The following is a 15,785-nucleotide window of genomic DNA, read 5'->3' as shown; positions in this document are numbered from 1 at the left end:
GCGCGGCCTTTGGTGCGATTGACAGGCCCGGTTGCGGATGCAAGCAACGGGGTGGCCTGCCGAACCGGCGGGCTTCCGGGCGTCTTGCGGAAAGCCATGCCGCCGCGCCGTTGGAAGAGGGGATGACCGCGACGATGACCGGCGTGAAGCTACCAATGATGGCCGCACTCGTGGCGGCTCTTCTCGCCGGCTGCAGCTCGGTGCCGCCGGACACGTTCGAGATCGCTTCGCCGACCAACGTCGCCGTGCGCAGCGGCAGCCGCGCGCAACTGCTCATCCCCGAGCCGACCGCGATCAAGACGCTCGACAGCGACAAGATCGTCGTCAAGACGTCGCCTTACGCGATCGAATATCTCGGCCAGAGCCAGTGGAGCGACAGGCTGCCGCGCATGGTGCAGCTGCGGCTGCTGCAGGCCTTCGAGAATACCGGCCGGATCGGCGCCGTCGGCGTGCCGGGCCAGGGGCTGGCGATCGACTATCAGCTGATCATGGAAATCCGCCGCTTCGAGATCGACACGGCGGGCGCCGCGACGGCGCGGATCGACATTTCGGTGAAGGCGCTCAACGACCGCAACGGCACCGTCCGGCAGACGAAGATCTTCTCCGCCTCGTCGCCCGTCTCCGGCGCCGGCAATTCCGCCTATGTGGCAGCGCTCAACCGTGCCTTCGACCAGATCTCGGGCGAAATCGTCACCTGGACCCTCGGGCTGATCTGAACGGCAGAGGCGTACGGCGCTCGTTGGGCTTGCGTCGTCGGGGGCGGGGTCGGGGACCTACAGCATTCACACGTCTCATCTCGCCCTTCAGCGGTTGGCGCAGCGCTTCGACGTCGCAGAGTGGGCCGAAGCATCACCGCTTCGTCATCCCGGGCTTGACCCGGGACCCATTCCAAATCGGTGACGCCGTTTCGCCTGCCGTTCCCAACGCATTGTTTCTTGCAACGAATAGGCGCTTCGAGACCGAGGAATGATCCCGGCTCGGGGGCCGGGATGACGAAGCTTTGGGCCTTGCGCCGATTGTTAGAAGCGCATGCCATCGCCCTTCCTGGCTGATCCCAGTTGCATCTGCCCGGATGCGCTCCGGCGTCTTCCTACGGTCCGCCACCCTCCGCGAGCCGGGTCGTCGAATGGCGGACGCTCGCCACGGTCGCCTCGACGTCCTGCCAGGGGAGGCGTCCCCGGGCAAACTGGCTGCGGACGTAGCGAACGAGGTCTGCGATCTGCCGGTCCGTGAAGGTCTCGGCGAAGCCGGGCATGGCGCTGTGCGCGCCGCTCTTCGCCGGCTCGACGCCGGAGAGAATCACCTGGATCAGATTGTCCGGGCGTTCGGCGCCGACCGCGCTCGTCAGGGCGAGCGGCGTGCCGGCATTGAACAGCGTTCCTTGCGCCTCGCTGCGGTGGCAGACGGCGCAGGCGCCGTCATAGAGGCGGGCGCCCGAGCTTCGGGCGGGGCGGATGTCCGCCTCGCTGTCCGCCACCAGTCGTGCCGCCGAGGCCCTGCCATCGCTCGTCGGCGCGGGCTCGTCACGGGATGCCAGATAGACGGCCATCGCCCGGATGTCGGCGTCCGGCAGTTCGGCGAGGGAGGCGACGACCGGCGCCATCGGCCCGGCGGCGGCGCCATGTTCGGCAGAGCGGCCGGTCCTGAGATAGGCGTAGAGCGCATCCTCGGTCCACGGCACAGGGGCGTCGCTCGCTCTGCCCAGCGCCGGCGCCTGCCAGCCGTCGACGAAGCCGCCGGCAAGATGCGCCGAGCCACGCTTTTCCGCGCCCAGCGCATTGCGCGGCGAATGGCAGGCGCTGCAATGGCCGAGGCCTTCGACGAGATAGGCGCCGCGATTCCATTCCGTGCCTCGGGCCGGATCGGAGACATAGGGTGCCGCCTTGTGGAACAGCGCGTTCCAGCCGGCCATCAGGGCACGGACGCCGAAGGGAAAGGCAAGGGTGGTCTCCGGCGCTTTCGCGCGCACCGGCGGCGCGGCCATCAGATGGGCGTAGAGCGCCTGGAGGTCGGCCTCGGAGGTCCGGGCGAAGGACGTATAGGGAAAGGCCGGGTAGAGATGCCGGCCGTCGCGGGAGATGCCCTCGCGCATTGCGCGGGCGAAGGCCGGGTAGGACCAGGCGCCGATGCCGGTCTCGGGGTCGGGCGTGATGTTGGTCGAATAGACGGTGCCGAACGGCGTCTCGATCGCCCGTCCGCCGGCATTCGTCGCGCCGCCCGGGCTGGTGTGACAGACGGCGCAGTCGCCGAGAGCGGCGAGCTGGCGGCCGCGCGCCAGCGTTTCGGCGGAATAGACCGTGGGGTCCGGCGGGGCGACCGGAGCGATCGGCGCGCGCAGGGTCAGGCCGACAGCGGCGGTGCCGAGCGTCGCCGCAAGGCCGGCGGCGAGCGGCGCGGCAAGGCGGCGCCAGAGTTTCGGGCGGGCGGGAGGAGCCGAAGCCGCCGGCCAATCTGACGGAGAGCCGCCGAGCTTTGCAGCTTCGGGCTTCGCGCCGGCCGCGGCGTCGAGACCGGCCTTGATCCGTTCCGGCGTAAAGGGCAGCTCGCGGAACCTCACGCCGGTGGCGTCGAAGATCGCGTTGGCGATGGCGGCAGCGCTCGGCACCGAGGCGGATTCGCCGACGCCGAGGGGCGGCTCGGCCGGGCGCGGCAGCATCAGGACGTCGACGTCCGGCACCTCGGGGAAGTTGGCGATCGGATAGCTGCCCCAGTCGCGGCTCTCGACGGTCGAATTCTCGAACGTCACCTCTTCCTTCAGCACCCGGCTGGCGGACTGGACGACGTTTCCGTGAATCTGATGCTGGACGCCGGCGGGGTTGATCATCATTCCGGCGTCGTGGCCGACGGTGACCCGCTCCAGCGCAACCTCGCCGGTGCGCCTGTCGACCGCGACCTCGGCGATCCAGGCGGCATGGGCAGCGGCCGTGCCCGGGAAGGCGCCGTGGACGTAGACGGCATAGGCGAACCCCTGGCCGTAGAGCGTCTCGCCGTCGCTCGTGCGCCGGGGCGCGGTGCGCTCGACCCAGTTGCCGCGCTCAGCCGTCGCGCGGACGAGCTCGGCGGCGCGCGGGTCCTTCAGATGCTTCAGCCGGAAGTCGACGGGGTCGGTGCCGGCTTCGGCGGCGAGTTCGTCGACGTAGCTTTCGTGAGCGAAGGAGTTCGGCATGGCCGAGACGCCGCGCATCCACGAGGCGCGGACGATCGGCGCCATGTCCTGAACGCGGATGCGCTCGGTCTCGTAGCGATAGGGCGGGATCGCCGTGCGGTCGCCCATGTCGGAGGGCTGCGGGTCCGGCGTGATGGCGCCGGTGAGAAGCAGCGCGAGGTTCGGGCCGCGATTGGAAGGGTAGCGGGTCTCGAAATCGTAGGCGGCGAGGGCGCCGTCTGCGCTAAGGGCGCCGTCGATTTCGATGAGCTGCGCCGCGCCCTTCGGCTCCCAGGCATGTTCCTGCTCGCGGGTGAGCTGTACCCGGACGGGACGCCCGACCGCGCGGGACAGAAGACACGCATCGGCGCTGACGTCGTCGGCACAGTTGCGGCCGTAGCAGCCGGCGGCCTCGTGCCGGCGGATGTCGATCGATTCCGGCCGCATCTGGAGAAGCGTCGCAAGATCGCCGCGCAGCATGTGCGGGTTCTGGGTGCCGGACCACAGCGTCAGGAAGCCGCCGCGAAAATCGGCCACCGCGCAGGAGGGACCGATCGAGGCGTGCATCTGATAGGGCCAGACGTAGCGCCTTGTCAGCCTGTGGGCCGCGCCTTCGAGGGCGGCGTCGACGTCGCCTCGCTCCGAAAGGGTTCGGGGCTTGCCGGGATGGGTCTTCAGCGTTTCCGCGACGTCGTCCATGTCCGGCAGCGGCGGCGGGACGGCCCACTCGATCTTGAGGCGTCGGGCGGCTTCCGCCGCCTGTTCCTCGCGCTCGGCGACGACGCCGACGAAATCGCCGATGACGACGAGGTCGACGAAGCCCGGCAGCGCGGCGACGGAGCCGCGGTCGACGGCGATCAGGCTTCTGCCGATGAAGTCGCCGCTGTCGCGCCCGGCATAGGGCGGGCGGACGACGCGGCCGTGCAGCATGCCGGGAACACGGACGTCGTGGACGTAGATCGCTTGGCCGCTCGCCTTGTCCGGGATGTCGACGCGGGGCTGGGACGTGCCGACGAGACGGTAGCTTTCGGGTGCCTTGACCGGTGCGGCGTCGTCGAGCGCCACGCGGGTCGTCTCGCCGCCGAGGAGTTCGCCGAAGCCGAGGCGGCGGTTGCTGGCGGGCGCGAAGACGAGACCGTCCTCGATCCGGAGCTCTTCGGGCGAGACGTCGAGGATCGCCGCCGCCCTTGAAAGGAGGACCTGCCGGGCCGTTGCCGCGGCCCGGCGCAGCGGCACGGCGGCGACCTGGATCGTCTCGCTGGCGATGGTCGGGCCCTGGTCGGGGGTGCGCGCCGTGTCGCCGAGCACCATGGCGACGGTGTCGGCGGAGACGTCCAGCTCCTCGGCGACGATCTGGGCGAGGGCGGTGGCGATGCCGGTACCGAGATCGACGTGGCCGTTGTAGCCGGTGACGTGGCCGTCGGCATGGACGACGAGGAAGGTTTCGGTGGTGCCGCCGCCGGCGGAGATGCGCTCGACGACGAGGGTGGCGGCGGTCGCGGCAGGGGCGCGCTCGTCCGTCATTGGACGGAGCTTTCGGACTGAACCCTGCCGGATGTGCGTGTCCCTTCGAGGCATTCGTGGCCGCGGCCATGCTGACGGTTGGGCGCGGCCTCCGAAACCTCGTCATTCTCGGGCACCGTCCCGAGAATCCAGAGATCGAAAGGCGCGATCGGCTTCAGCTCCGAGAGGCGCAAGCGGCAGGCGTCGCGGCAGCCGCCCCTGGATTCTCGGGACGGGGCCCGAGAATGACGAAGCGGCGGGGTTTCGGCATCGCCGGTCAATGCAGACACCGTTGGGTTTGCCGCTGAAGCCGCTTTGAGGTGTGTTGGCCCTGCAGAGATCGGCTTGCGACGAAGCGTCGACGTTTGCGCCCCCAATTCATGCCCCCGCGTTATTTTGAAGCTTTGTCGGAGGATGTTGTCTAGGTGTCGTTTCCTCGCCATTGTGCATCTTTTGCAGCCGTTCCGCTGGGGCCAACCCACAGGCTCGCCGCGCGGCGGCGAGGATCTCCAGATGCGTCCCGCAGCGACAGAGGTTGTAGCGGAGCGCCTCGCGGATCTGCCGTTCGTCGGGTGCGGTTTCGCGAAGGGTCAGCGCCTTCAGCGCCATGATCATGCCGTTGAGGCAATAGCCGCACTGGGCGGCCTGCTCGGTGACGAAGGCCTCCTGCACCGGGTCGAGACGGCCGTCTTTCGCGAGGCCCTCCAGGGTGACGATGCTGCGGCCGGCGAGGGAGCCTACGGGAATCGTGCAGGCGCGGGCCGCCATGTCGTCGATCAGCACCGTGCAGGCGCCGCACTGGCCGAGGCCGCAGCCGAATTTCGGACCGTTCAGTTCGAGATCATTGCGCAGGACGGTGAGAAGCGGCGCGGTGGCGGGCACGGCGAGGCGGTGGCTCGTGCCGTTGACGGTGAGGGTGATCTCGGCATCCGGTGAGGGGGACATGGCGCTGCGTCAGACGGCGAGATACTGGTCGCGCACCGCCGTATTCGCCTCGAGTTCGGCGATCGTTCCGGAAAAGCGGATGCGACCCTTTTCGAGGATATAGGCGCGGTCGGAGATCAGCCGGGCGAAGTGGAGGTTCTGCTCCGACAGAAGGATGCTGAGCCCCTCGCGCTTCATGGCGAGGATCGCCTCGGCCATCTGCTCGATGATCTTGGGGGCGAGGCCTTCCGACGGCTCGTCGAGAAGGACCAGCGACGGGTTCCCCATGAGCGTCCGCGAGATCGTCAGCATCTGCTGCTCGCCGCCGCTCATCTGGCCGCCGGGGCGCCGCCGCATTTCGGCGAGGTTGGGGAAGAGGTCGTAGAGCCGCTCCGGGGTCCAGGTGGTGACGCCGTCGCGGGCCGGCTGGCGGCCGACCTCGAGGTTTTCCTCGACGGTGAGTTCGCCGAACACCCGCCGGTCCTCCGGCACGTAGCCGAGGCCGCGCCTTGCGATCTCGTATGTCGGCTGCCTGGAAATCTCGGCATCCTCGAAGCGGATCTCGCCCTCGCGCCGGTCGACGAGGCCCATCAGCGACTTGAAGGTGGTCGACTTGCCGGCGCCGTTGCGGCCGAGAAGGGCGACGACCTCGCCACGGCCGACCGAAAGGCCGACGTCGAAGAGGATCTGGATCGGCCCGTAGAAGCTGTTCAGCCGGGCGACGTCGAGCTTTGCCGCTGCATGCGTCATGCGCTCGCCCTCCTCGCCGCGGCCGCCTGGTCGTAGACGAGGCCTTCTCCGAGATAGACGGCCCGAACCTGCGGGTCCTGGCGCACGTCCTCCGGCCGGCCCTCGGCGATCAGCCGGCCACGGTTCAGAACCATCATCCGGTCGGCATGGGCGAAGACGACGTCCATGTCGTGCTCGGTGAAGAGGACGCCGATCTGCCTCTCCTTGGCGATCCGCGCCGTCAGCCCCATCAGTTCGACCCGCTCCAGCGGCGCCATGCCGGCGGCCGGCTCGTCCATCAGGAGCAGCTTCGGATCGTTGGCGAGGGCCATGGCGAGTTCCAGCCGCTTGACGTCGCCATAGGCCATGTCGGCACAGGGACGATCGGCGAAATCGGCCATGCCGATGAGGTCGAGGACAGCCTCGGCTTCGGCGCGATGGGCCTGGCCGGCCCGGGCGAGAAAACCCCAGCCGCTTTCGCGCGAGGCGAACACGGTCTGGACGTTCTCGCGCACGGTCATGGACTTGAACACCTGTGCCACCTGAAACGTCCGACCGACGCCGAGATGCCAGATCTGGCGGGGCGACAGGCCCGAGACGTCGCGGCCGTCGATCCTGACGCGGCCGGAGCCGGCGGGGATCTGGCCGCCGACCATGTTGAAGCAGGTGCTCTTGCCGGCGCCGTTCGGCCCGATCAGCGCCAGCATCTCGCCGGGGTGGAGTTCGAAGGAGACGTCCTGAACGGCATGGACGCCGCCATAGGACTTCGACAGATGCTCGACCTGGAGCAGCGGCGCGGCGCTCATCGGGAGCCCTCCGCCGGCAGGGCGATGGTTCGCTCGGTCCGGCCGCCGCTGCGCCAGCGCTCGACCGGGCCGGCCACGAAGGCCGAGAGCGAGCCGACGATGCCCTGCGGGAAGGCCACGACGAGGAAGACGATGAAGCCGCCGAGGACGAGCCGCGACAGATCGGTGGCGCTCATCAGCCAGATCGAGGCCATGGTGTAGACGATCGCGCCGACCACCGAGCCCGAGACCGTGGCGACGCCGCCGAGCAGCACCATGACGAGCGCGTCGATCGAGGTCGGGATGGCGAGGACGTCGGGAAAGATGCTGCCCTTCAGGAACGCGAAGAGCGCGCCGGCGAGGCCTGCCGCCGTGCCTGAGATGGCGAAGGCGACGTATTGCGTGCGCTGGCGGGAGATGCCGACCGCCTCGGCCCGGACCGCCGAATCCCGCACTGCCCGCAGCCGGTAGCCGAAGGACGAGAAGACGAGATGGCGCAGGGCGAGGACCGCGACGACGGCCACGGCAAGCGTCAGCCAGTAGAAGGTGGCGGGGCTCGACGCCCAGTCGGCCGGCCAGACCCCGAGAATGCCGTTGTCGCCGCCGGTCACCTCGACCCACTGGAAGGCGATCGACCAGGTGATCTGGGCGAAGGCTAGGGTGAGCATGGCGAAATAGACGCCGGAGAGCCGGACGCAGAACCAGCCGAAGACCAGGGCGCCGACGAGGCCGGTCAGCGGGCCGACGAGGAGCGCCAGTTCCATCGGCAGGTCGAACCATTCGACGGTGAGCGCCGCGCCATAGGCGCCGAGGCCGAAATAGGCGGCATGGCCGAAGGAATCGAGGCCGCCGGTCGACATCTGGAACTGCAGGCTCATGGCGAAGACGACGGCGATGAGGATCTGCGCACCGACGCTGAGGCCGTAGGAGCCGAGGACGAGCGGCAGCAGCGCCGCGACGAGGACGGCGGCGGCGACCGCGGCGGCGGTGGCGTTCGACCAGGGCCGCCAGGGCCGCGTCGCCTCGCCGATGGTCGTCACGCCGGTCTGGATCGGCTTGCCGAGGAAGCCCCAGGGCCGGATGACGAGGACGACGGCCATGACCAGGAACATCAGGACGAGCGAGATGCCGGGCAGGACGAGAATGCCGAAGGCGTTGAGTTCGGAAATCAGCACGGCGGCGAGGAAGGCGCCGGTGATCGAGCCGAGGCCGCCGATGACGACGACGACGAAGACCTCGGCGATGATCGTCAGATCCATCTGGTGGGTGACGGCCGTGCGGGGGATCTGCAGCGCGCCGCCGAAGGCCGCGAGGAAGATGCCGAGGGTGAAGACGCCGGTGAACAGCCATTTCTGATTGACGCCGAGCGCCGCCACCATGTCGCGATCCTGGGTCGCGGCGCGCACCAGGACGCCCCAGCGGGTGCGATGCATCAGGAGCCAGAGCGCGCCGAGGACGAGGGGGCCGAGGACGATCAGCAGGAGATCGTAGGTCGGCACCGGCAGGCCGAAGACCGGTACGGCGCCCTCGAGGCCCGGTGCGCGGGGGCCGACGAGGTCCTGCGGACCCCAGATGATGTGGACGAGATCCTCCACCATCAGCGTGACGCCGAAGGTGGCGAGTAGCTGGAACAGCTCCGGCGCTTGGTAGATACGGCGCAGGAGCAGCATCTCGAGGATGGCGCCGAGAACCGCGACGATGGCAGCGGCGAGGAGGATGCCGGCCCAGAAGCCGAAGACGCCCTCCAACCTCAGGGTCAACGAGTACGCGACATAGGCGCCGAGCATGTAGAAGGCGCCATGGGCGAAGTTGACGATCCGGGTCACCCCGAAGATCACCGACAGGCCGCATGCCGCCAGAAAGAGCGACGAGGCGTTGGCGAGCCCGGTCAGGAACTGCGCGATATAAAGTGCCATCGGTCCGCAGTCCCTGCCCAGATTGCGTTGCTGCCTCGCGCCGTTCTCAGTTCTGCGGCCGCAGCTCCTTCACCTCGTCGTCGGACGGCAGGTAGTCCGCCCCGTCCTTGTAGGTGAAGTCGACCATCACGCCCTTGCCGTCCTTGACGGCGGTCTTGCCGACATAGGCGCCGAGGGTCGACTGGTGATCGATCTCCCGCAGGGTGATCTCGCCGAACGGGGTGCCGAGCTTCAGGCCCTTGGCGGCGGCGATCAGGTCTTCCGTCTCCGTCGACCCGGCCTTCTTCAGGATTGCGGCGATGGCCTTGAACTCGACATAGCCGACGAGCGAGCCGAGATAGGGGTGCTCGCCGTATTTCGCTTCGTAGGCCTTCATGAAGGCGGTGTGCTCGGGCGTCTCGATGGCGTACCAGGGATAGCCGGTGACGATCCAGCCCTCCGGCGCCTCGGCGCCCAGGGGCTCGAGATATTCCGGTTCGCCGGTGAGGAAGCTGACGACGGAGCGATCCTCGAACAGGCCGCGGGTCGTGCCCTCGCGCACGAACTGAACAAGATCGGCGCCGAACTCGACGTTGAGGATCGCCTCGGGATCTGCGGCGGCGAGCGCCTGAGCGACGGCACCGCCGTCGATCTTGCCGAGCGGCGGCCACTGTTCGGCGACGAATTCGACGTCGGGCTTGGCCTTCTTCAGGAGTTCCTTGAAGACCTTCACCGCGGACTGGCCGTATTCGTAGTTCGGAGCGACGGTCGCCCAGCGCTTGGCCGGCAGCTTCGCCGCCTGCTCGGCGAGCATCGCCGCCTGCATGTAGTTCGATGGGCGGAGCCGGAAGGTGTATTCGTTGCCCTCGGACCAGGTGATCGCGTCGGTCAGCGGTTCGCCGGCGAGATAGAGCACGTCCTTGTGGCTGGCGAAGTCGGCGATGGCGAGACCGACATTGGAAAAGAACCCGCCGGTCAGAAGCACGACGCCGTCGCGCGAGACGAGTTCGTTGGCGGCGGTGACGGCCGCCGCCGGCTTGCCGCCGTCGTCCTTGGAAATGACGGTCAGCGTGTCGCCGTTGATCCCACCATTCGCGTTGATCTCCTCGACGGCCAGCTGCCAGCCCTTGCGGTAGGGCTCGGTGAAGGCGGGTAGGGCGGAGTAGCTGTTGATCTCGCCGATCTTGATGTCGTCGGCCCAGCCGGTGGCGCCGGTGGCCATGAGGCCTGCGCCGACCAGCATCGAGATGCAGCCCAATCGAGACAATGTCTTCAGCATTTCCAGCCTCTCGTCCTGTTGCTCGTAGGCCGCCGCCGCGCCCTCGCGAACGTCCGGCCCTCGGTCCATGCCGTTAGTATACGAACGATCTTTCTGCCCGCCGTCAAGTCACTTCGCGGCTGCGCCCAGAATTTGTTCAGGCGTCGGCCGGGCGCGGCGCCGAGCCTCGACTGTGGCCGCTTCGCCCGTTCACCGCAACGCCCTGAGGCAGCGCAGGAACACCGCGCGATCCCGCTCGTCCAGGACGGAGAGGGTTCGGTCGCTGGCCTTGCGGGCATTGGCGAGATGACCCTCGAAGGCGGCGCGCCCCTCGTCCGAAAGCGATATCAGCAGCTGCCGGCCATCGTCCGGGTCCCGCCGGCGCAGCACGAGACGGCGGGCCAGAAGGCGTTGCACGACGCCCTTGATCGTGGCGACGTCCATCGCCGTGTAGCGACCGAGCAGGTTCTGGGAGCATTCGCCGATCTCGGCGAGTTTGGCGAGGACCGCCCACTGGGTCGGCGTCACGTCGCCGCCGAAACACTCGGAAAACAGGCCGGCGTGGCGCTGCTGGGCCTGGCGGAGCAGGAAGCCGACCTGCTCGTCGAGAATGTAGTCCCCGGCTTCGTTCGGCGCGTCGGCGAGATGTCGTGCTGTGTCCAAACCGTCGTTCCCCTTCGTTGCCCGGCCGGGCAGCCGCCGGCAATCATACGATGTATTCGCCCCGCGGCGCACTGGCGTCCCGCCGTCCCGGGGAGCCGCCCGGTTGCCAAAGCCTGCTTCGCGCATCATAGTCCGAAGATCGTTCGTATGCGAATGATATGTCGAGACACTCACCGGAAAGAAGAGGGGCCGTGCATGGCGCATGAGGTGCAGCAGGCGGGCAAGCCGGACGAGAAGCTGGTGATCCGCAATGTCGGGCTGATGCTGTCGGGCGACATCGAAACGCCGATCCTCGATGCGGACACCATCGTCTCGGTCGGCGGGCGCATCGCCGCGATCGGCAAGGCGGCCGATCTCGATCTCGACGGGGCCGACACGATCATCGACGCCAACGGCACCGTCGTGGCACCGGGGCTGATCGACAGCCACGTCCATCCCGTGGCCGGCGACTGGACGCCGCGCCAGAGCCAGCTGAACTGGATCGACTCGACGCTCCATGGCGGGGTCACCACGATGATTTCGGCGGGCGAGGTGCACACGCCGGGCCGGCCGCGCGACGTCGCCGGCGTCAAGGCGATGGCGATCTACGCCCAGCGGATCTTCTCGAACTTCCGCCCGAGCGGCGTGAAGGTTCTCGCCGGTGCGCCGGTCATCGAGCCCGGCATGGTCGAGGACGATTTCGCCGAGATGGCGAGCCAGGGGGTGAAGTTCCTCGGCGAGGTCGGGCTCGGCGGGGTGAAGGACGGTGCGACGGGCCGCGAGATGGTCGCCTGGGCGCGCAAGCACGGCTTCAACTCGACGATCCACACCGGCGGCCCGTCGATCCCCGGCTCCGGCCTGATTGACGCCGACGTGGTGCTGGAGGTCGATCCGGACGTCGTCGGCCACGTCAACGGCGGCCACACGGCGCTGCCGGACGGCGAGATCCGCTGCATCTGCGAGGGCTGCCGGCGCGGCCTCGAGCTCGTCCACAACGGCAATGAACGCGCCGCGCTCTATACGCTGAGAATTGCCCAAGAAATGGGCCAGCTCGAGCGGGTGATCCTCGGCACCGACGGCCCGGCCGGCTCGGGCGTCCAGCCGCTCGGCATCGTCCGGATGGTGTCGATGCTTTCCTCGCTCGGCGAGGTTCCGGCCGAAATCGCCTTCTGCTTCGCGACCGGCAACACCGCGCGGATGCGCGCCCTCGACTGCGGGCTGATCGAGGTCGGCAAGTCGGCCGACTTCGTCTTCATGGACAAGGCCCAGCATTCCGCCGGACGGGACTTCCTCCACTCGATCGCGCTCGGCGACCTGCCGGGAGTCGGCATGACGGTGATCGATGGCGTCGTGCGCTCGCATCGCAGCCGCAACACGCCGCCGGCGGAGAAGATCCCGAGCCTCGTCGGCGGGTGAGGAAGGGCCGCGCGGCGACCTTTCCCTCTCTCGTTTTCCGGCGCGCATCGGAAGGTTTTCCGGCGCAGCCGATGGGAAAGCGCCGGAGCCGCGGCCCGGCTATTCCGGCCGCACCAGGACGTGTTTCTTGCGCCCGACCGAGAGCTTGATGACGCCGTCCTTGAGATCGGCCTCGCCGAGGCTCGCGCGGGGATCGGACACCGTCTGGTCGTTGACGCGCACGGCACCGCTCTGGACGTGGCGGCGCGCCTCGCCGTTCGAGCCGGCGAGACCGGCCGCGACGACGAGCGACAGGAGCCCGGCGCCGCCGGCAAGTTCGGACCGCGCCACCATGACGGTCGGCAGCGTTTCGGCAATCGCACCTTCCTCGAAGGTCACGCGCGCCGTCTCGGCGGCTTCCTCGGCGGCTTCGCGGCCATGGACGATCGCGGTCGCCTCGGTGGCGAGCACCTTCTTGGCCTCGTTGATCTCCGCCCCGCCGAGCGCCTCGAGCCTGGCGATCTCGTCGAGCGGCAGGCGCGTGAAGATCTTCAGGAAGCGGCCGACGTCGGCATCCTCGGTGTTGCGGAAATACTGCCAGAAGTCATAGGGGCTGAAGAGGTCGCCGTTGAGCCAGACGGCACCCGACGCGGTCTTGCCCATCTTGGCGCCGGAGGCGGTGGTGAGCAGCGGCGTCGTCAGGGCGTAGAGCTGCGGCGTGCCCATGCGGTGGCCGAGATCGACGCCGTTGATGATGTTGCCCCACTGGTCCGAGCCGCCCATCTGCAGCCGGCAGCCGTAGCGGCGGGAGAGCTCGACGAAGTCGTAGCCCTGCATGATCATGTAGTTGAATTCGAGAAAGGACAGCGACTGCTCGCGGTCGAGCCGGATCTTGACGGAATCGAAGGAAAGCATCCGGTTGACGGAGAAATGCCGGCCGACGTCGCGCAGGAACTCGACGTAGTTGAGCTTCAGCAGCCAGTCGGCATTGTTCACCATGACCGCGTCGGCCGGCCCCTCGCCGAACTTCAGGATGCGGGCAAAGATCTTCTTGATCCCGCTGATGTTCTCTTCGATCGCTTCGACCGTCAAAAGCTTGCGCTGCTCGTCGCGGAAGGACGGGTCGCCGACCATCGAGGTGCCGCCGCCCATCAGAGCGATCGGCCGGTGGCCGGTCTCCTGCAGCCAGTAGAGCATGGTCGCCGAGATCAGGTTGCCGATGTGCAGGCTCGTCGCCGTGGCGTCGTAGCCGACATAGGCCGTCACCGTCTCCGTGGCGAAGAGTTCGTCCAGCCCGGTCTCGTCGGAGACTTGGTGGATGAGGCCGCGCTCTGCGAGCGTGCGGAGAAAGTCGGACTTGAAGCCGGTCATGGGGGTGCAGGTCCTGTCGATAGGGTCGCGGTTGGCTGTGGCCATACCTGCGGGGTGTTTAACAGCCTGCGGCACGATTTCCAGATGCGATGGGTAGATTCGCGAGCGTGGCTGGGTTGGGTGGTGGATGCATGATCCAACGGCCTCGATTTTCCACTGGAAGCGCGCCGGAGGCTCGCAACATGTTGTGTTTTCGGCTGAAGCGACACATCGTCCGTTTGCCATGCCCGCCAACAAGTCTCAGCACTTTGTACCTCGGTGTTATCTGCGCGCCTTCTGCACGGACGTTGAAGGCGCCGCCATCAATCTATTCAACATGGCTCGCGAGCGACCGATTGAAGCGGCGCCGGCGAAGGGACAGTGCGCAAAACCTTATTTCTACGGGCGCGACGGCGCTCTCGAGCAAGCGTTGCAAGGGCCCGAAGGTGAATACGGCGAGATTATCCAGCATGTCTCCGAAGATCCTGCTGCCGCGACAACAGAGGACGTCCGACGCCTTCACGCGTTCATGCTGCTGCAGTCCTACAGGAGCGCAGCATGGATAGACGGCGCAATGCGGTTGGCGGAGGCGGAACGGATGATGGTAGCCGACGAGGCTACACCAGAGTTGCTGGAAAGCCTAGTTATGACGCACGAGATGGCCCTTCATCTCGCGCTCAATGCTTTCAAGGACAGCGTGAGAGATACGGCCCACCTACGCACGCGGGTTATCCTTAATTGCACGGCGGTGCCATTCTTCACATCCGACGATCCGGTAATCTACACTAACCGCTTCCACCTGCAAAAGGACGTGTTGGGAGGGGCAGGCCTTGGCAGTCCGGGCGCCATGATACTCATGCCGCTAACGCCACAGCTTCTGCTGCTGTCATTCGACCCGGCCATCTACCGTCTAGAGAAAAAGCTGGGTGAACTTGGTGTCATGGAGCGTGCCACAGACGTGGCCGCCTTCAACGATCTGCAGGCGGTCCGTGGTCATGCCAATCTATATTTCCGGGACTGGAGTGACCGGCAGATGGTTGCGTCAACTTATCAGAACGCTAAGTCGCGTCGCAGGTCGACATGGTTCAGCGTGGAAATGCTGCAGGAGACAGCTCCCGAAAGCCATACCTTCGTTGCCGTATCAGGCGACCGGGTCGACGACCCTAACCGCAGGGAAATCATTCATACGCAGCGTCATGTACCTGCGCCGGCGGCGTGGCCCATGTTGTTGACATACACGGCGCACGCCCGACGCGCCCGACGTGGCGTCAACTCTGCCACCCTGTGGGGATGAACTTCGCAACTGCCAAGCCCGTTCAAAGATCGACATTGCCCCGGGTCTTTGATTGGCAACGATCCGCAACGCTCTCAACGTCTGCTAGCTTATTCTCGGCATCTAAATGTACTAAGCGACTCAAAGCCGCGGGGACCTCCCTGCGGCTTTTCAGTCTCGTCCGATTGCGCGAATTTGATGGTTCAGCGCAGGCGCTTCGGTCGCGGATCGGAGAGTTCGCCGGCGAGCCGCCGGTCGAGATAGTCGGCGCATTCGGCGATCAACTCGTCGGTGTGCTCGGTATAGAAGTGGTTCGCCTCTTCCATCGTCTTCTGGGTGATGACGATGCCCTTCTGGGTCTTCAGCTTGTCGACCAGGGTCTGGACGTCGCGCGGCGGAGCCACGCGGTCCTTGCCGCCATGGATGATCAGGCCGGACGAGGGGCAGGGGGCGAGGAAGGAGAAGTCGTAGGAGTTCGGCTGCGGCGAGACCGACAGGAACCCCTCGATCTCCGGCCGGCGCATCAGGAGCTGCATGCCGATCCAGGCGCCGAAGGAATAGCCGGCGACCCAGGTCTGCTTGGAATCGGGATGCAGGCTCTGCACCCAGTCCAGCGCCGAGGCGGCGTCGGAGAGCTCGCCGGTTCCGTGGTCGAACTCGCCCTGGCTGCGGCCGATGCCGCGGAAATTGAAGCGCAGCGTCGTGAAGCCGCGCTCCACGAACATGTAGAACAGCTGATAGACGATCTGGTTGTTCATCGTCCCGCCGAAGCGCGGATGCGGGTGCAGCACGATCGCGATCGGGGCGTTCTTTTCCTTGGCGGCCTGGTATCGGCCTTCCAGGCGACCCGCCGGGCCATTGAAGATCACTTCGGGCATATAGATAC

12 protein-coding genes are annotated in these 15,785 nt (G+C 67.4%); 3 read left to right on the top strand and 9 right to left on the bottom strand.

Going from position 1 to position 15,785, the window contains the following annotated elements:
- The first annotated feature begins 122 nt into the window (after positions 1-122).
- Positions 123-716: an ABC-type transport auxiliary lipoprotein family protein gene (locus LZD57_RS09895; protein WP_233719448.1), complete on the top strand. Its 594-nt coding sequence runs from the start codon at positions 123-125 to the stop codon at positions 714-716.
- A 374-nt stretch (positions 717-1,090) separates the two neighbouring features.
- On the opposite strand, the gene LZD57_RS09890 is transcribed toward LZD57_RS09895, so the two are convergent.
- From LZD57_RS09890 to LZD57_RS09860, 7 genes are all read right to left on the bottom strand, one after another.
- Complete coding sequence (locus LZD57_RS09890) at positions 1,091-4,669, bottom strand: molybdopterin cofactor-binding domain-containing protein (protein WP_233719447.1); 3,579 nt, start codon at positions 4,667-4,669, stop codon at positions 1,091-1,093.
- Between the two features lie 357 nt (positions 4,670-5,026).
- Positions 5,027-5,593, bottom strand: coding sequence for a (2Fe-2S)-binding protein (locus tag LZD57_RS09885; RefSeq protein ID WP_233719446.1), 567 nt, complete (start codon positions 5,591-5,593; stop codon positions 5,027-5,029).
- A gap of 9 nt (positions 5,594-5,602) precedes the next feature.
- On the bottom strand, positions 5,603-6,322 hold the full coding sequence (locus LZD57_RS09880; protein WP_233719445.1) for an ABC transporter ATP-binding protein: 720 nt from the start codon (positions 6,320-6,322) through the stop codon (positions 5,603-5,605).
- Positions 6,319-7,107 (bottom strand): ABC transporter ATP-binding protein, encoded by a 789-nt coding sequence (locus tag LZD57_RS09875; RefSeq protein WP_233719444.1) that lies wholly within the window; start codon positions 7,105-7,107, stop codon positions 6,319-6,321. Before LZD57_RS09875 ends, LZD57_RS09880 begins: the two co-directional genes overlap by 4 nt.
- Positions 7,104-9,002, bottom strand: coding sequence for an ABC transporter permease (locus LZD57_RS09870; protein WP_233719443.1), 1,899 nt, complete (start codon positions 9,000-9,002; stop codon positions 7,104-7,106). Before LZD57_RS09870 ends, LZD57_RS09875 begins: the two co-directional genes overlap by 4 nt.
- A gap of 46 nt (positions 9,003-9,048) precedes the next feature.
- The gene (locus tag LZD57_RS09865; RefSeq protein ID WP_233719528.1) at positions 9,049-10,224 is read right to left on the bottom strand and encodes an ABC transporter substrate-binding protein; all 1,176 of its coding nucleotides are present in this window, start codon (positions 10,222-10,224) and stop codon (positions 9,049-9,051) included.
- A gap of 225 nt (positions 10,225-10,449) precedes the next feature.
- A complete protein-coding gene (locus LZD57_RS09860) occupies positions 10,450-10,902 on the bottom strand; it encodes a MarR family winged helix-turn-helix transcriptional regulator (protein WP_233719442.1) in 453 nt (150 codons plus the stop codon).
- A gap of 195 nt (positions 10,903-11,097) precedes the next feature.
- Between LZD57_RS09860 and LZD57_RS09855 the strand changes: the two genes are divergently transcribed.
- Positions 11,098-12,297: an amidohydrolase family protein gene (locus LZD57_RS09855; protein WP_233719441.1), complete on the top strand. Its 1,200-nt coding sequence runs from the start codon at positions 11,098-11,100 to the stop codon at positions 12,295-12,297.
- A 99-nt stretch (positions 12,298-12,396) separates the two neighbouring features.
- Here LZD57_RS09855 and tyrS read toward each other — a convergent pair whose 3' ends face one another.
- Positions 12,397-13,647, bottom strand: a complete 1,251-nt coding sequence (gene tyrS / locus LZD57_RS09850; RefSeq protein ID WP_233719440.1) for a tyrosine--tRNA ligase — start codon at positions 13,645-13,647, stop codon at positions 12,397-12,399.
- 127 nt (positions 13,648-13,774) lie between these two features.
- Here tyrS and LZD57_RS09845 point away from each other — a divergent pair, with 127 nt between their 5' ends.
- Complete coding sequence (locus tag LZD57_RS09845) at positions 13,775-14,920, top strand: DUF4238 domain-containing protein (protein ID WP_233719439.1); 1,146 nt, start codon at positions 13,775-13,777, stop codon at positions 14,918-14,920.
- A gap of 182 nt (positions 14,921-15,102) precedes the next feature.
- Here LZD57_RS09845 and LZD57_RS09840 read toward each other — a convergent pair whose 3' ends face one another.
- A complete protein-coding gene (locus LZD57_RS09840; RefSeq protein ID WP_233719438.1) occupies positions 15,103-15,777 on the bottom strand; it encodes an alpha/beta hydrolase in 675 nt (224 codons plus the stop codon).
- Positions 15,778-15,785 lie beyond the last annotated feature (8 nt).

Origin of the sequence: Jiella avicenniae (genome assembly GCF_021390325.1) — a bacterium.
Lineage (GTDB): Bacteria > Pseudomonadota > Alphaproteobacteria > Rhizobiales > Rhizobiaceae > Jiella > Jiella avicenniae.
This window is presented reverse-complemented; position numbering and strand designations above follow the sequence as displayed.